Annotated in this window: 10 protein-coding genes and 1 pseudogene; all 11 read left to right on the forward strand. The window is 44.8% G+C overall.

What is annotated here, in order from left to right; translation table 11 throughout:
- Positions 1-58 precede the first annotated feature (58 nt).
- Positions 59-2,764, forward strand: coding sequence for a DUF6603 domain-containing protein (locus tag QFZ78_RS01620; protein WP_307544834.1), 2,706 nt, complete (start codon positions 59-61; stop codon positions 2,762-2,764).
- Positions 2,761-4,899, forward strand: a complete 2,139-nt coding sequence (locus QFZ78_RS01625) for an NADPH-dependent FMN reductase family protein (protein ID WP_307544836.1) — start codon at positions 2,761-2,763, stop codon at positions 4,897-4,899. The genes QFZ78_RS01620 and QFZ78_RS01625 overlap by 4 nt, the downstream gene beginning before the upstream one ends.
- A gap of 35 nt (positions 4,900-4,934) precedes the next feature.
- The gene (locus tag QFZ78_RS01630) at positions 4,935-8,147 is read left to right on the forward strand and encodes a hypothetical protein (protein ID WP_307544838.1); all 3,213 of its coding nucleotides are present in this window, start codon (positions 4,935-4,937) and stop codon (positions 8,145-8,147) included.
- 1,010 nt (positions 8,148-9,157) lie between these two features.
- Positions 9,158-9,718: a hypothetical protein gene (locus QFZ78_RS01635; protein ID WP_307544840.1), complete on the forward strand. Its 561-nt coding sequence runs from the start codon at positions 9,158-9,160 to the stop codon at positions 9,716-9,718.
- Between the two features lie 12 nt (positions 9,719-9,730).
- A complete protein-coding gene (locus QFZ78_RS01640; RefSeq protein ID WP_307544842.1) occupies positions 9,731-9,943 on the forward strand; it encodes a hypothetical protein in 213 nt (70 codons plus the stop codon).
- A 12-nt stretch (positions 9,944-9,955) separates the two neighbouring features.
- A complete protein-coding gene (locus tag QFZ78_RS01645; protein WP_307544845.1) occupies positions 9,956-10,462 on the forward strand; it encodes a hypothetical protein in 507 nt (168 codons plus the stop codon).
- Positions 10,463-10,479: 17 nt separating this feature from the next.
- Positions 10,480-11,989 (forward strand): annotated as a pseudogene (locus QFZ78_RS01650) (AAA family ATPase).
- Positions 11,976-12,389, forward strand: a complete 414-nt coding sequence (locus QFZ78_RS01655; protein WP_307544847.1) for a PadR family transcriptional regulator — start codon at positions 11,976-11,978, stop codon at positions 12,387-12,389. Before QFZ78_RS01650 ends, QFZ78_RS01655 begins: the two are co-directional and overlap by 14 nt.
- A gap of 36 nt (positions 12,390-12,425) precedes the next feature.
- The gene (locus QFZ78_RS01660; protein ID WP_307544849.1) at positions 12,426-12,641 is read left to right on the forward strand and encodes a hypothetical protein; all 216 of its coding nucleotides are present in this window, start codon (positions 12,426-12,428) and stop codon (positions 12,639-12,641) included.
- Between the two features lie 71 nt (positions 12,642-12,712).
- Positions 12,713-13,222, forward strand: coding sequence for a hypothetical protein (locus QFZ78_RS01665; protein ID WP_307544851.1), 510 nt, complete (start codon positions 12,713-12,715; stop codon positions 13,220-13,222).
- Between the two features lie 375 nt (positions 13,223-13,597).
- The gene (locus tag QFZ78_RS01670; RefSeq protein ID WP_307544853.1) at positions 13,598-14,428 is read left to right on the forward strand and encodes a hypothetical protein; all 831 of its coding nucleotides are present in this window, start codon (positions 13,598-13,600) and stop codon (positions 14,426-14,428) included.
- Positions 14,429-14,732: the final 304 nt, after the last annotated feature.

Here is a 14,732-nt window from a genome sequence, read left to right on the forward strand (position 1 = left end):
ATTCAAACAATTAGAAAGAACATATAACGAAATTCAGAACTAAAAATCGAGGTGAAACATGGAACCGTTTATACCGATACTCGTCCAAAATATCAAACTAAAAGACTTGCTTAGCGAATTAGGAATTCGAATCCCAGTTGGTTTCCCAATTCTAGAACCGTATGACTTGGAATTAAGGGATGTAAGTATGCCCAACCCCTCTAACCCTCCTCCATATGTCGTAACAGGCAATCTTCAGGACTATCCGCAACTGCGGTTTGGATTGATCAAACCGGACCAAGAAGAAGAACATTTTGCTTTTGCAGTCAATTTTAGAAGAAGTATGAATTTATCGCAAATGAAGCTGTTCGGCAAATCCATCCCTGCATTGCAAAGCATAGGAGTGCATTTGGAAGGGATGGCGTATGTTCATCTTGGTTTGACAACCGTTCTGAAATCAACTGTGGACAGTTGGAATACCCTTCTTCGCGAGAACATATTCCCGGCACGTGTATTGCAGCCTGGACTTCGGATATACGGAAGAACGGAGCTATTCGGACAAACGAAACCATGGGATATCTTGTTATATGATCCTAATCGAGTCGAATCGGGTTTAGCACCAGATGAAACAGAAATCCATTACCGGACGGACATATGGTTTCCGGTCCAACAAACATTGGGGCCGCTTACAATCCGTAGAATTGGGATTGGAATGTCCGGCACGGATTTTCGCTTTGATACTAGAATTGATGGTCTTGTATCGTTGTTTGGCGTTGAATTGGAATTATTGGATTTACATGCATCTGTTCCGTTTATATCCGGGCCAGATGTTGCTACCCTTCTGCAGGGAATGGACTTAACCTATGACTTGGATCCGATGAAGATCAGCGGCGGTCTCCTGATGGAGTCAGAGAACAAGTTTGGGGGATCGGCTTCGATCGAAACATTGAAGCGCAGCATTGATGCAATCGGGCAGTATGAACAAATAGATGGTGAAGATTCATTATTCGTATATGCAAGTTTGGATCAACACCTCGGCGGCCCACCTTACATGTACGTCACAGGGATCAGTTTAGGATTTGGGATCAATCGAAGATTCAAGGAACCGACAGTAGAGGAAGTAAATGTTGTACCGCTCATGGACCGCGACGATCAAATGAATCGGGTCTTAACGAAGCTTAAGCAATGGATCGTCGCGGAGACCGGTTCTAACTGGCTCGCGGTAGGTTTAGATTTTAATACATTTGAGTTAATCGAATCCAAAATGCTTCTAATCGGCCAAATGAGCAAGGAATTAGAGTTGATCCTCCTTGGAAAGTCTACGCTGGATTTGCCGAAAAAGTCTGGGCATGACAACAAGTTCGTACATGTAGAAGCACTATTGAAAGGGGTATGGAAGCCCTCCCAGGGTTTCGCGGGCATATCTTCAACTCTGACAGAAGATTCGTTTCTGTTCAGCAAGAACTGCAAACTTGGCGGCGATTTCGCCGCTTGGTTCTGGTACGGGGAAAACTTCAATGGCGATTTTGCCATTTCACTCGGAGGATATCATCCGAAGTTCCAAGTTCCCAGCCATTATCCACGATTGGATCGGTTGTCTCTGAACTGGGATATAGGCGGGTTCGTGTTGAAAGGCAGCTCGTATTTTGCGATTACTCCAGCATGCACGATGGGCGGGGGCAGTTTCGAGCTGGCATACGACAAGAACAACGTTTATCTCGGATTTATAGCTTATGCGGATTTTCTGCTGGAATGGAAGCCTTTCTATGTAGATGCCGCTGTAGGAGTTACCGTCCGCGGTCAAGTAAAAACCAAAGTCAAAGGTGTCTTAAAATGGTTCGAGCGTTTTCTCAAAATCGAATTTGGCACTACATTTGAACTATGGGGTCCTCCTACAGGAGGAAAAGTGCTGCTGGATTGCTTCGCTTGCACAATACCCATATCTTTTGGGGAACGAAAGAAGCAGCAGCATCAGCTTCTGGATGAGAAAAGCGAAACTGAATTTATGAAGATGCTGCCGGATCCTGATCACCCTTTACGAATACATGCGTCCAGCGGACTCATTGGCAAAATGCCAACGACATCTATCGATGATCCTGATACATGGAAAATTGGTGCCGATCAGTTTTCCTTTGCTATTGAGTCGGAATTTCCATTTAAGTATTGCAAAGTACTTGACCTAAACGGTAACCAAGAGGAATGGAACGTGTTGCTTGATGAAGATGAAAGCGAGTATCGCGGATTAAGTATCCGTCTATTGGGTGAAAAAATTACTTATGCTGCTCTTTCATTGTCATTGAGGCACAATGAGATGGGGGCGGTCAAACTTGATGCAGAGCTCGTGCGTAAAGGAATTCCAAAAGCAATGTGGTGGATAGAGCCTACCTTGTTCAGACCCAGCGCCCCGCATGAAGAGACGATTCCGGAGTGCGTGGGTATTGACGCCTCACCGGTGAAACCAACGTCAACTTATCGTGGAGATATTGAGTTCGACTCCAAGTACAAGCGCGAGAGAGTTGAGTTAATGGATGTCCCCCCAACCGAAGGCTCCAAAATACAAGGTAATTCTCAAACTAGTCCAAATGCCCGTAATATTATTATGAATACAATTAATGAGGCTGGTGTCTTGCGAGAGCGAGACAATCTCATCCGTTATTTGACGGAAGCAGGATTATACAGCGGGGACAACGATTCGATGTTTCAACTAAGCCAGAATGCAGACTGGTTGTATATTGAACCGCCGCTCATATGGGAAGCGGTTCCGATCGGTGGAGGGACCATATGAAACGTAAACATGCAATCGATGCAAGCACCGTTTCGATTCACGACAGCATGTCTCCATCGTTAAAAGGCGGAGATTATACCATTCACGTGAATCAAGAAGTAATGTGGGATGGACGCATGGAGGATGGACACGAGGAACCCAAAATAATGGAGGCTGTACAAAAATTTACTGTCGATGCACCTCGATTCGTCCTTGACCCGAAACACTTAGGCGCTCAACATCCGCTTCAGGAAGGTCAATTCGAGGACACCATTCCTCATCTCATCTTAACAAATCAATCATTGCCGTGGTCACGCTGGATCGAGGGAGATGCTGAGCTTCCTTGGATGGCGTTGCTTCTATTGAGGGAGGATGAGTGGGTCGGTAACGGAAAACCTGTAACCATGACCGTAGCAGACTGCTTCCATGCGCATCCGACGACAGTAGAGGTTCCTTGTAATATTCCTCCTGAAGCTACGAGAGGGAATTTATCCAAATGCCGATCCATCGATATTCCGACGGATATTCTACGTAAAGTATTATTAAAGGAAAACGAAGCGGCTTGGCTCGCTAATGTTAGAGCATCCGTACCGTACCCGGAACAAAGCGCTTCCATTATTCTGAGCAATCGTATTCCGAAGGTAAAGGATGGACTTCAACAACGTTTCCACGTCTATTTCGTCTCACTTGAAGGACATGAGGAGCGTCTAAAGGGGACATTTCCGGATAAACCATTAGTTAGATTCATAGTGCTCGATGATTGGTCGTTTACATGCTCCCCATCAGGTGAGAAAAGCTTCAGAGCCATCGTCAAGAACCTGTGGCAAGATATGAGATCGAACGGACCCTGGCTAAGACACAAGAGCCCTGAAATTTCGAACCCGCCGGCCGTTGTGGAGCAGCGCATTTCCGACGGTTTCTCTCCTTTGTCATACCATACGATTTCCGGGGAATCAACGATGGCATGGATCAGGGGAGCCGGGATGCCTGTTGCCGAAGCGAAACCAAGAAACGTCCCGAACATTTGGAATGCATTCCAGCTACTGCAGTACGATCAGAAATACGGTGTTTTCGATGCCTCCTGGGCCGTCGCATATCAATTCGGAAAGGCAGCTGCCCTTGCAAACCGGAAGTTCGCTGAACAGTTGTGCATACTTCGACGTCAATACGCGGCTCGATTTATGAATGAGAAACTGGCCTCGTATTCGCTGGCAGCGAATCCTGATGACATATGGACGAAACTGGAACAAGCGCTTGGTTCGCCTTGGGCTAATCGTGTACATGAGGCGATGTCGGAGAATACGGAGTTTCCGATAAAATATAATCGGAAATGGCGTAAGGTAAGAAAACAGAAGAAGAAAGATCCATTCGGACAGATTCGCGAAGTGATAAGCGATCCATTTCGTCTCGCATCACATTTTCTTCCCAGTATAGGAACACAAGAAGAAATTGAAGTGGTTCAATTTTTGGATTTACTTCAAGACATGAATCAAATATCCTTTCCATACTTGGTGCCCCAAATACAAATGCTTGCTGCCGAGCAAATGCGACTGTTCAGGCTGGACAGCAGCTGGATGGAAAGTATGGTAGACGGAGCACTTAGCATCGGTGTTCATTCGGATTGGGATCAAGCCATGAATGCCGGAATCCGCAGATTACTCAAGGATCATGATGACGGACGTATTGGCTTGATCATTCGTTCATCGCTTCTGTCCGACTATCCGGGTGTAAGGATTCAAGGAGTAGTGAATGGAGCTGCGGTGAACCATAAAAAAGTGGAGATTCAAGACCAAATAGCCGTTTACCTTTTTGATGAAGAACCAACAAGCATTACAATCGCAGAGCACCACGAGAAGCAGCGTTTCGGATATGACGTCCTACCAGACAAGTCTTTCTCCATCGATCTTAGAAGCACTGAAAACTTCAGCGCCAATCTTGGCTGTGAACTCGGTGATAATTATATATTCCATGATACGGACTCAGATTTAGACCCAGATTCGGATTGGCGGAATAAGGAACTAGGGGTTTTAAACATAGAACAACTCCAGCGGCATCTACACTCCCAAATTGGTCGAGCCAATGAATGGTGGGGTTCTTCCACGTTTGCATTACAATTGCTTGACGCACCTGACTACGCTCAATTGACAATGCAATGAATTAAAGTGAATGAAAAAAGGAGTTTGTTGTACAAATGGCACTTAAGAATATTTGTCTTGTACCTATGGCAGTAGAGGCACTGCCGGTAAATGTAGCTGCACAGCAGCAAACCTTCAGACGTTTTACAATGGACTATGAGAAATTATCGCCAGAACCAGATCCATTCATTACAACTGAAATAAGTCCGAACGATTTGGGGATGTACCTGCATTGGACATTGCCCAAAGCATTTCGCACTGGCGTTGAATCAGACGGAGATTACGAATTTCGAACCGTACCAAACCGCTGGCTTGTCGTTCGGAAGATCCTTGGATCTGACAACCCTGGAACCAGTTATTGGATCGTTGAGAGCAATGCAATTCATCGTTTTGAAGACGCAGGGAGTCCTTGGTCCGAACACGCGCGAATAGGACTCACTATCCCCTCTACGGAATGGGGCGATGGCCGCTGGGGGGTTAACTACCTTAATGAATTAACTATAATGGGACCGGGAGATCACACCTTTGCTATATTCCAACCGAACTGTAAAGATGTATTCTCTATGGTGGACCCGCTGGACAGGATAAACGAAGCAGAAATCAATTATTTAATTATAGGGTGGTATGCCAATTCGGATCAAGATCCATTGAACGAAATCCGAACAGTAAACGAACTGAAAAACAGATTAAGTGAATTAGACTGGGAGGTGGGAGACAATCCGCCTTTGACGAATCAGACCTTTGTCTACGGACAAGTGAAGGGAATTGCCTGGAACAGGAACAATACATCCTCTTCGAATCCACTGCAGATCCCGCATTTGGTTTCGATTGGTTTGACTTCAGCTGATGCTTTGAATGAGCTTTTGGGAGCATTCACTGAAGATGATGATATATTGGCACCTTCAAATCTGTTGGAATCCCACATGTACAATCTACTGCGTTCTTTCGAAGATCCGGATGGAGCAGACTCTTTGGATGATCATATTCATCAAACCGGATTCGAAGGCATACCGGGTGGATGGATTTGGAGTTGGAGTTATAGAGAAAATGAAAATGGTACTGGAAACGGTATGAATGTTTTGCCTGACCCGTCACGCGACAGTGCTGACCGCGCGGTGTCTGAATTGAACAAAGCAAAAATGAAACTGGACCAAAAAGGAAGATACGTCAGGAACATGAGGCAAGAAGTGTATGATGTCTGGTGGAAATGGGATGGAGATATAAGCCATGATGGTGAATTGCTTTCTTACGGAGCTCGGTTAAGGGGGGAGTTAGATACCTATCCTGGACAGTCTAGAACGGTTTGGGGGATGTATCAGCAATTTCACTCCCAGTACCCGGACAAACAATTGATACCCGTCAACCTTTCTCGGTTTTGGCGGCCACAAGATCCTGCTGTCCTAATTACCGGAATTAAGCAGACCTTGCCTACTCGAGAAGCCGCCCTGCCTCCATGTAGAATCGCACAATACAGGAGGGAAAATCGGTTTCCTAGAGAATACAGGGGATTGCCTCACGGTTTATATGAAGCGGTGCAAGATTTGCTCGACATGGGTGAGACGGTTCCATGGAGTGAGCCTTGGGAGCCTATTTTTTTGGAGTGGGAAATCAAGTGGTTTCCTATGCCGTTCGACGCCAGTCATTGGAAATTCAACGGGGAAGATTATACATGCATAGCAAAACCGATGTCAGGCCATTCACAGAAAATACGGGGAAGAATATGTCTAGGTGCACAGGCTGTTGGTTACCTCAAGGATCGGATCAATCAGTTCAAAAAAGACTTGGCCCTATCGACCAATCATGCCATCTCGTTTGAAGATCGTTTAAGTAAATGGAAAGTGCTGTCACAACCATTGGAAGGGTTAATTGAGCAGTTCATACTCAGAGATTTGAAGGCTCATCCACTATCAGCAAGACTGGAAGAAATTCTGGGCGAAGAAGCAATTAGAATGAAGCCGGCAGATTACGCGTTTTCTGGTCAAGCACCTGACTTTCAACCCGTGATTGCAGGGCATTTAAAGATAGAGAAGTTGGATATCATCGACCGGTTCGGACAAGTGGAAACAGTCAATTTAGCAGCAAAAGAACCTTTAGTAGCCGAGTCGTTAATGACTGAGCCGGATCTAGTTGGCGTTGTAGAACTAAAGCCGAGACTCGCTCAAGCGATGCGCATGAATTTCAACTGGGTATCGGCACAGAATGACTTGATGGAAGTTCATATCGATGATCAAGTAAACCCGGTGTGCGGATGGATATTGCCAAATCACTTGGATCGCGGACTTCTGATATATTCTCCCGAGGGAAAAGTTCTCGGCGAGATCAGAATTTCAGGGAGCGGTCAAGAGATGTCGGCTAGGTGGGAACTAGCCCCTGATGTGTTTTATAGAGACCTCAATCATCTGAAAGATACTTATCGGGTATTAGGCGACTACCTGATCGGTATTACATCCGCGGGCGGCTCAGCTCTGCTTGCTTTTATGCAGACAATTGACGAGACCTTGTGGATGATCGACCCAAAAGGCCGATCATTCAGCCAGACGGTTGCAGTCTATTTAGGGAGACCTTTAGCGTTAGTTCGATCGAAGGTATTCTGGGAATTGGACACTCCTGACCTGCCGGTAATTGATCCCAAGAATGACTTTAACGCCGATAGGGATCGTCATCCGTATTATCGTTTGGAGCTGCCTATGGGGATTGGAAATGCCGAAATGACTGAAGACGGGGTGCTAGGTTATTACGAAGGGGAGGATTATTCCAAGTTCTATGCAGTACACGCCTATACTGGACCGGATCGCGAGTCAAGTCCTTATATTCAAGTGATCGGGCAGCCTGATCCGCAGGACAGCAATGTGGAATCTTATCTTCGGATAGGACTATATCAACAAAAGAAATACATCACGATGCTTTTAGACCCGTGTGCGAAAGCACATATATACTCAGGATTGCTTCCGGTCAAAAGACTAGAACTGCCTGACAAGTTCCGAAACGATAACAAGGGAAATTTGGAAGTACTGTTCCAAGGAGGGCCAATACTAACGAATATCATAACGGAAGATCGCTTGGAAAAAATTTATTATCCAAAGCCCAATGATACGCTTGGAGAGTGGAATTGGGTTGAAAGATTCGTGACTTCAACTGGAGATTGGAAAACGAGGTCATTCCCAATTAAACCAATTGATGCAAAAGAATTCCCGGTAGATAAACCTGTGAGTATACGTGAAGGTTGGCTGCAGTTAAAGGTAAGTCACAACGACAACGATAATAACTAACTATATGATGGATGAGGAAACATATTCAGCAGAAAAGCAGCTTAGCGGTTGTTTTCTGCTGTTCGTTTTTTTAAAAACGCATGAAATCCAATTTTATGATTTCATTACTAGGGACATGGATGGAATACATTCTGGGTAGCCACTAAGCTGGTGGATCTGCGCACAATCGGACAAGGTTCTTGTCGTCCGACATTTATCAAGTTAGTTTATGGATAGTTGATTTTGATCAAGTCAAATTATTAAAGATGAGTGTCTTATTACAACCCCTTGCTACGCTTAGCTTCTACGTCCTTACCTTCGACACCATCCCTTATCCTGCCACCCGCTTCCAGACTCCTTCCGTCGATAATTCCGCCACCCTTGATACCGTTTTTTATGTTTTGTCTCTTCCGACTTCTCCTTATATCCTTTCTTTCCGCTCATCTAGATACGATGGACCTAACCGGGTATATCTCACGTATCTGGATACGAAAGTCAGGCAGGGCGGCAGGGCGGCGGCGCGAGTCGGAAAATCGTTTTAAAAGAAAAAAGCAAGGGAAATGAAAAATGCACTAATAAGGAGGATAGAACAAAGCAGCATCGATTAAAAGTGAATAGAACGTGGGAGGAGTTAAATGTAGGTTATCTGGAATAGGATATGGGGAGGAAAGAGGGGACGGGATCAAGCAGGTAGGGAGGAAAAAGGAGATTGAATAAAAGCATGAGCAGGGGAGAGACCCGAACGGCCGAGCAGGCGAACGGACGCGGGAAGAAGACACAAAGAAAACCCTTGCTACACATGGCGTTGTAATAAGACACTCATATGCAAGTATAGACAAAGCGATTCCTTTTTAGTAGAATGGAACAAAGGTTCCCGTAGGTATTATTTGGTCGTTAAATGAATGGGGGCTGTTCCAGTCGCCGTAATATCTCTAGCGTTGTGTGGCAGACATTGCTTTTTACACCTCAGTGCCACACCCTAGGCTACCTCAATTATGGCTACCTGAAAATAATAGGAAGGATGACCTATCTTGATGAACGAAGAAGTCTTAATACAATTTATCCGCTCGGTCCTTGAAGGGAAAGCATCTGAAATATTCCCGATTGTTAAGGAGGCCTTCGGCGTTCGTGCTGCAGCTGAAGCAGTGTCTATGGTCCTTCCCGATGAGCAGACCTACCGCTACCTCTCCGAAGCTCTTGGTGATGATGCCGAAGTGGAGTGGGTACTATTATCTTTCTGGGATGAAGATCGCTTCTCCAAAGTACGAAGCGGGTCGCCAGAGTTCTTTCTCTATATTTCTCTTGTGTCCTATCTCCCTGGCGAAGAGCAGGCTCACCAGTACCGAATTGGAACTTCTGTGCGATTGTCGCAAGGAAAACCGATTGTATGGTTTCATCACATCTTATCTCATGAACGAATGAAAGATCCTGCAGATTGCGTCACATGGGACAAGTTGAGCTCAGAAGAACATGCACTCTGGTCGCTTCTCGTCTCAAAGATATTATCCCTTTCAGAATCCTGGTACATAGACGCGGTTAAAACATCAAACGAAGCACTCCTTGTCCCATATGATTTGAGTACTTACGAATAGGAGGACATCCGTATGCCTGATTTTCCCTCTGCTTACGCAAAAGGCAAACAACTTCAAACAGATGCTGACTTTCAAAATGCAATCTGGTTCCGTTTATGGACTGATATTCATAGACATGGGGAACTCATCGAATATGGTGGCTTTATTGAAAAATTTGATGCTGATGCAGTTTGGATCAATGGCGGTTATTTCCTCCGGAAGAATTGGCAACTAGTCGTACGGTAAAAGGAGCTGCTTATGATTTCGATTCGCTTTTGGCCAACCATAATTAGTTTTGCTTGCACGTCACTCCTTTTAGGAGCTGCGCATCTAACATATCAACACTTTACCTACGAAGTGCCAATCGAACGCAGCCTGAGCCAGCTGGCAGGCATTGAGTCGTATACTTACAAAGTAGGAAATCAATCAATAGTCATTCGAGCCAAGTTCAGCCCAGCGGCAAGCATGAAGGATATCTACGCAAAGATCAATAAGGATTTAAATTCGGTCGTCCGTGGGCGTACACTTTATGTATTGCCAACAAACGAGCCCGACGATGCACTAAATGCATACTGGACTTCGGCAAGTTTGCCGGTTACACAGGCAATTGATAGCAATAATTACTCGGATATCCCAAAACTTCTACAAAGCATCCATCAGGATGGGAGTATTCACACTGGAACCGAAGTAGACGAAAGATTTATTTATATTACATTGTCCAACTCAAGCAACGCGAAATTCATTCAGTTTGTTCGGAATCCGTAATACATTGGGGTGCTCAGATGATCAAAAAAAATTGGAAAGAACTTATGGTCGGCGCCTTTGGTTCTTTGTTACTATATCTTATCGTTGTGGTCGAAGTAGATCCGCTGGCCATGATAATGGTACTGACATCTATCTTCATTGCCTCCGTGCTTTATAATGTATTCCATGGGCGCGGAATGATCGGCGCAGCAGGGGTCGCCAAGATGCCTGAGCTATTATCATTTGATGAAATCGGCGGACAAGAAATAGCAAAACGGGAGCTGATGGAGGCTCTCGATTTTCTCGTTCATGGGGACGATCTGAGTCGTTACGGCATTCGCCCGTTAAAAGGGATTTTGTTAGCCGGTCCGCCTGGCACAGGGAAAACACTTCTTGCAAAAGCAGCTGCGCATTACACTGATTCAGTATTTTTATATGCAGCTGGAAGTGACTTTGTTGAAATGTATGTTGGGGTTGGCGCGCGCCGCGTCCGGGGCCTTTTTAAAGAAGCCCGTCAGTTAACTATTAAGCAGAAAAGCGATCATCTTTATCGACGAAATCGATGTTCTTGGCGGGAAACGTGATTCAACAACTCATGCAAAAGAAGCAGATCAGACATTGAATCAGCTGCTAACCGAGATGGATGGGCTCTTCAGCCAAGATCTTCCTCGCATTTTCATGATAGCCGCAACGAACCGAAAGGATATGCTTGATGATGCATTATTGCGACCAGGACGTTTTGATCGGCAAATTCAAATTGATTTACCCGATAAGCAAGGTCGGTTGCAAATTCTTGGTATCCATGCGCTCAATAAACCCCTCTCGGTGGATGTAATACTTGATTTGATTGCGGACCAAACGTTTGGTTTTTCCGGCGCTCAACTCGAGAGTCTCATGAATGAAGCCGCGGTCTATGCTTTCCGTGAACAGAAAGAACTAATTGAGCAGTGCCACTTAACCCAAGCCATCGATAAGGTCTTGCTCGGGGAAACGAGCGATCGGAGAACCAACGAAGAAGAACGTCGACGCATTGCTATTCATGAACTCGGTCACGCAATCGCTGCAGAGACTTTTCGTCCCGGATCCGTTAATCAGGTTTCTCTTTCCCCTCGAGGAATGACCATGGGTTACGTTCGCCAAAATCCGAAGGAAAATACTAACGTATATAGTAAGTCAGACTTGGAAGAACAGATTAAGATATCTCTTGCCGGGGCTGCAGCGGAAGAAATATTCTATGGAGAACGAAGCACAGGTTCACGTCAGGACTTTGATCATGCTCTGCAGATTGTAGAAACCATGATTAGATCTGGACTAACTCGTCTTGGAATTGTCAAAATGGAGATGCTTACTCATGAAGCTGCCATGACGGAATGCCAAAACATCCTTAATGATCTGATGGAGCAAACCCGCTCCTGTTTGGACGAAAGACGGAATTGTGTTGAATCGTTATTGCCTATCCTTCTGCAGGAGGAAATCTTAACTAGCAGTGCCCTACAACATGCAATCAGTGAATCCAAGAAAGGAACGTGTACAAATGGTGTTGCATAGAAAACGACCATTCGAATCTGTAAATAAGACGAACAAAGTCAGTCGTATTTTGAAAGTTCAGGAGTTCATTGACTTTTTCGTACTCGCGGAAATTTCCCAACAGCCCAGGTACGTTCGTGAGCTCGATGAGTTGATGGTTAAGAAACTACAAGGAGTCGGTGTCAACGTTTCGTATATGTCAAAGCGATTAGACTTTATGGAGCAAGAAGGATATATAACACGCTATTGGGACAACGAAGATAAGCGCCATAACCATTATTGCAAGATAACCGATACCGGTACTGAATATTTTAAAAAGTTACTACAAAGCGTTCCTGATAAAGTCAATGAGGCGCTTACATTTTATAAATCATTACACAACTACATCGATAAATACGGCAAAATTAACTTTATTAAATAAACAGTGTTAATAGAATCACCCAAGGGGATGGAAGAAGTGGATTCGGCAAGAATCAAAATAAAAGAAAACGTTCGTCACCGAGTAAAAGTAATCAAGTTGAATGATAAAGAAGGTAAGCTAGTAGACGCCAAGCATTCCGCTGGCTGCGGTCAGTTAAAAGTGTTGACCGAATACCACACTGATGCAAAGGGAGTTGGCGGAAGAAAGGCTTACTGCAAGTATTGTAGAGTTCAAACGAAGAAAATGGATTAGAGTATCTGCAGGTGCGCGTCTATTTTATCGGTGCGTTAGCGCTCCAAGATACGGAGAAGGAGGACGTCCACATGTGGAACTGGCAGGATATGTGGCCAAAGCTAAAGGCGAAGTTTGAACGTCCGCCTGCGGCTCAACGTGAAAATAGCAATAAACTATTCATCCCGGTAGAGTGGTATGAAAATCGGGCCAATACTATTGCCGGCGAACATTATAAAAAAGAGATTCGTGAGTACCAGGTAACTGATACCTTTGCTAAAGTCGTCATTCGTATCTATTTCGGGGATACGTTTCGTGATGGGTACGGTTTTTGTGCTATTGATAACCTCGGTGCTGCCAATGCCGTGGATCGGGCCTTTGCAGAGGCAGCCCGGAATGGGTTTGATTCCTACGAAATGGGTTGGGAAGACCTCGGTATCTACGAGAAAAAAGGGATCCGTGGCAAAGCAGAAGTGGTTCTGTGTAAGAAATGCAACTTGCCTATGGAATCGGAAGATTTGGAAGCAATGAAAAGATTTCCCCGATTAATTGTACCTTATCACGTACCTTCATGCGCGCCAGCACATTTGCTTAAGGAATAAATACAGCGAACAAACGAAGTAGTACGTACTGGTGATCCAATAACTTAGCATCCACGCAGCCGTAGTACTTCAAGTAGGAATAGTGGAGAATCCTACGCCGGGTTGCGCGTTAGTGAGTTGTTCGCTTAAATATCTCAGACTTCAAAATAGGATCCCCATTAAGCATACTTGGCAAAGGTGAGAAGTGGCGGTATACATGCATGTGTCTCAAGTCCCTATAGAGGCGTGAGCAAAAACGGCGCGTTGTCTACGACGAATATTTTGAACCAGGATACGCAAAAACACGTTTTGTGGGGAGAAAAGAATCTAAGCTGCTGTCTCAAATGGGAGACGGCAGCTCTAACCTGTCTCAGACACAACTTATAGGAGGGACGTATGAATATATTCAATCACTATAAGCAGAAAGAGAATCACTACAGCAATATACTGATGACTTTACTCTCACTCGACAATTCACGATTGCTCAAACAGTTTTCTCAGAAGTTTCTTCCGCAGGCTGATAAATTGAATTTTGGGGAGCCACAATACGTCCTTTTCTCAGAGAGTGCAGGGGTTACACCGAGGGATTTTGAGTACCTGCTCGCGATAGCACCTTTTCCCAGAAAAAAGAATGAGCTGAGGAACAATTCCGACTCTATTCCGGATGCTTGGGTTGTGGGGGAGAACGTAACTATTCTCTTTGAATTCAAAGTGACCGGCACAATTGACGAGGCACAATTTTCAGCTCATCGACGAAAGCTTTCAACAAGTTGCCAAGAAATCGAGGTCTCATGGAAGGAGATCGCTCGGTTCTTGGAAGAGGCAGAGGTAGACTCAACGTTAGCTTTTTTGATCGAACAATTTGCGGCGATCATTATGGACCTTAAGTCTCCGCGCCCCTCTAGCGGCATGCCAAAGTATAGAACAAGCGGGCGGAAGGCTAGACATGATGAGCCTTACTTTGTCATCACAAAGAACGCTAACATAGAAAAAAACTACCAGATTCATATAGTACTTCCCGGTAAGCAGCAAGAGAGCTTGTCTGAAGACCAAACAGGTATTATGGATGCACGTAGATGGATAGTACGCTATATTAAGCAGGCAGATGATCCTTCCGTCTATTTGACTTTGGATAACGAATTTATCGACAAATGCATCAAGCCAGAACGGATCGATCCATCGTGGAACCGCTGGGAATTTGGAAAGTTAGTGGCAAGAGAGAAGTAAATATAATACTTAAATCATCGATCATGGGAATATTTAAGAGGTTGTTTCATGTAGAATACATCGTGTTTCAAATCATATAATTGGTTGTCTTTCCCAATCTTATATGCTATCATTTACACATGATTATCTAAGCACCTTTTGTTCAAGTCTTAGCGCCCTACGGGTTGCTCTTATGTCAAGACATTTCTTTGTCTTGGAAAGGAGGAAAACGTAGGGCTTTTTTGCGTTCTCGATAGGTGAAGCCAAGGGAATTCAGTGACCAAGTGTCTCTGCTTTTTCTTGGCTTTTTCTATATATTTGACTG

The organism is Paenibacillus sp. V4I5 (genome assembly GCF_030817255.1).
Taxonomy (GTDB): Bacteria; Bacillota; Bacilli; order Paenibacillales; family NBRC-103111; genus Paenibacillus_E.

Coding starts and splice junctions, on each gene's coding strand:
- QFZ78_RS01640 (WP_307544842.1), top strand. CDS start 9,731: ATGCCTGATTTTCCCTCTGCTTACGCAAAAGGCAAACAACTTCAAACA.
- QFZ78_RS01620 (WP_307544834.1), top strand. CDS start 59: ATGGAACCGTTTATACCGATACTCGTCCAAAATATCAAACTAAAAGAC.
- QFZ78_RS01630 (WP_307544838.1), top strand. CDS start 4,935: ATGGCACTTAAGAATATTTGTCTTGTACCTATGGCAGTAGAGGCACTG.
- QFZ78_RS01655 (WP_307544847.1), top strand. CDS start 11,976: ATGGTGTTGCATAGAAAACGACCATTCGAATCTGTAAATAAGACGAAC.
- QFZ78_RS01625 (WP_307544836.1), top strand. CDS start 2,761: ATGAAACGTAAACATGCAATCGATGCAAGCACCGTTTCGATTCACGAC.
- QFZ78_RS01665 (WP_307544851.1), top strand. CDS start 12,713: ATGTGGAACTGGCAGGATATGTGGCCAAAGCTAAAGGCGAAGTTTGAA.
- QFZ78_RS01670 (WP_307544853.1), top strand. CDS start 13,598: ATGAATATATTCAATCACTATAAGCAGAAAGAGAATCACTACAGCAAT.
- QFZ78_RS01645 (WP_307544845.1), top strand. CDS start 9,956: ATGATTTCGATTCGCTTTTGGCCAACCATAATTAGTTTTGCTTGCACG.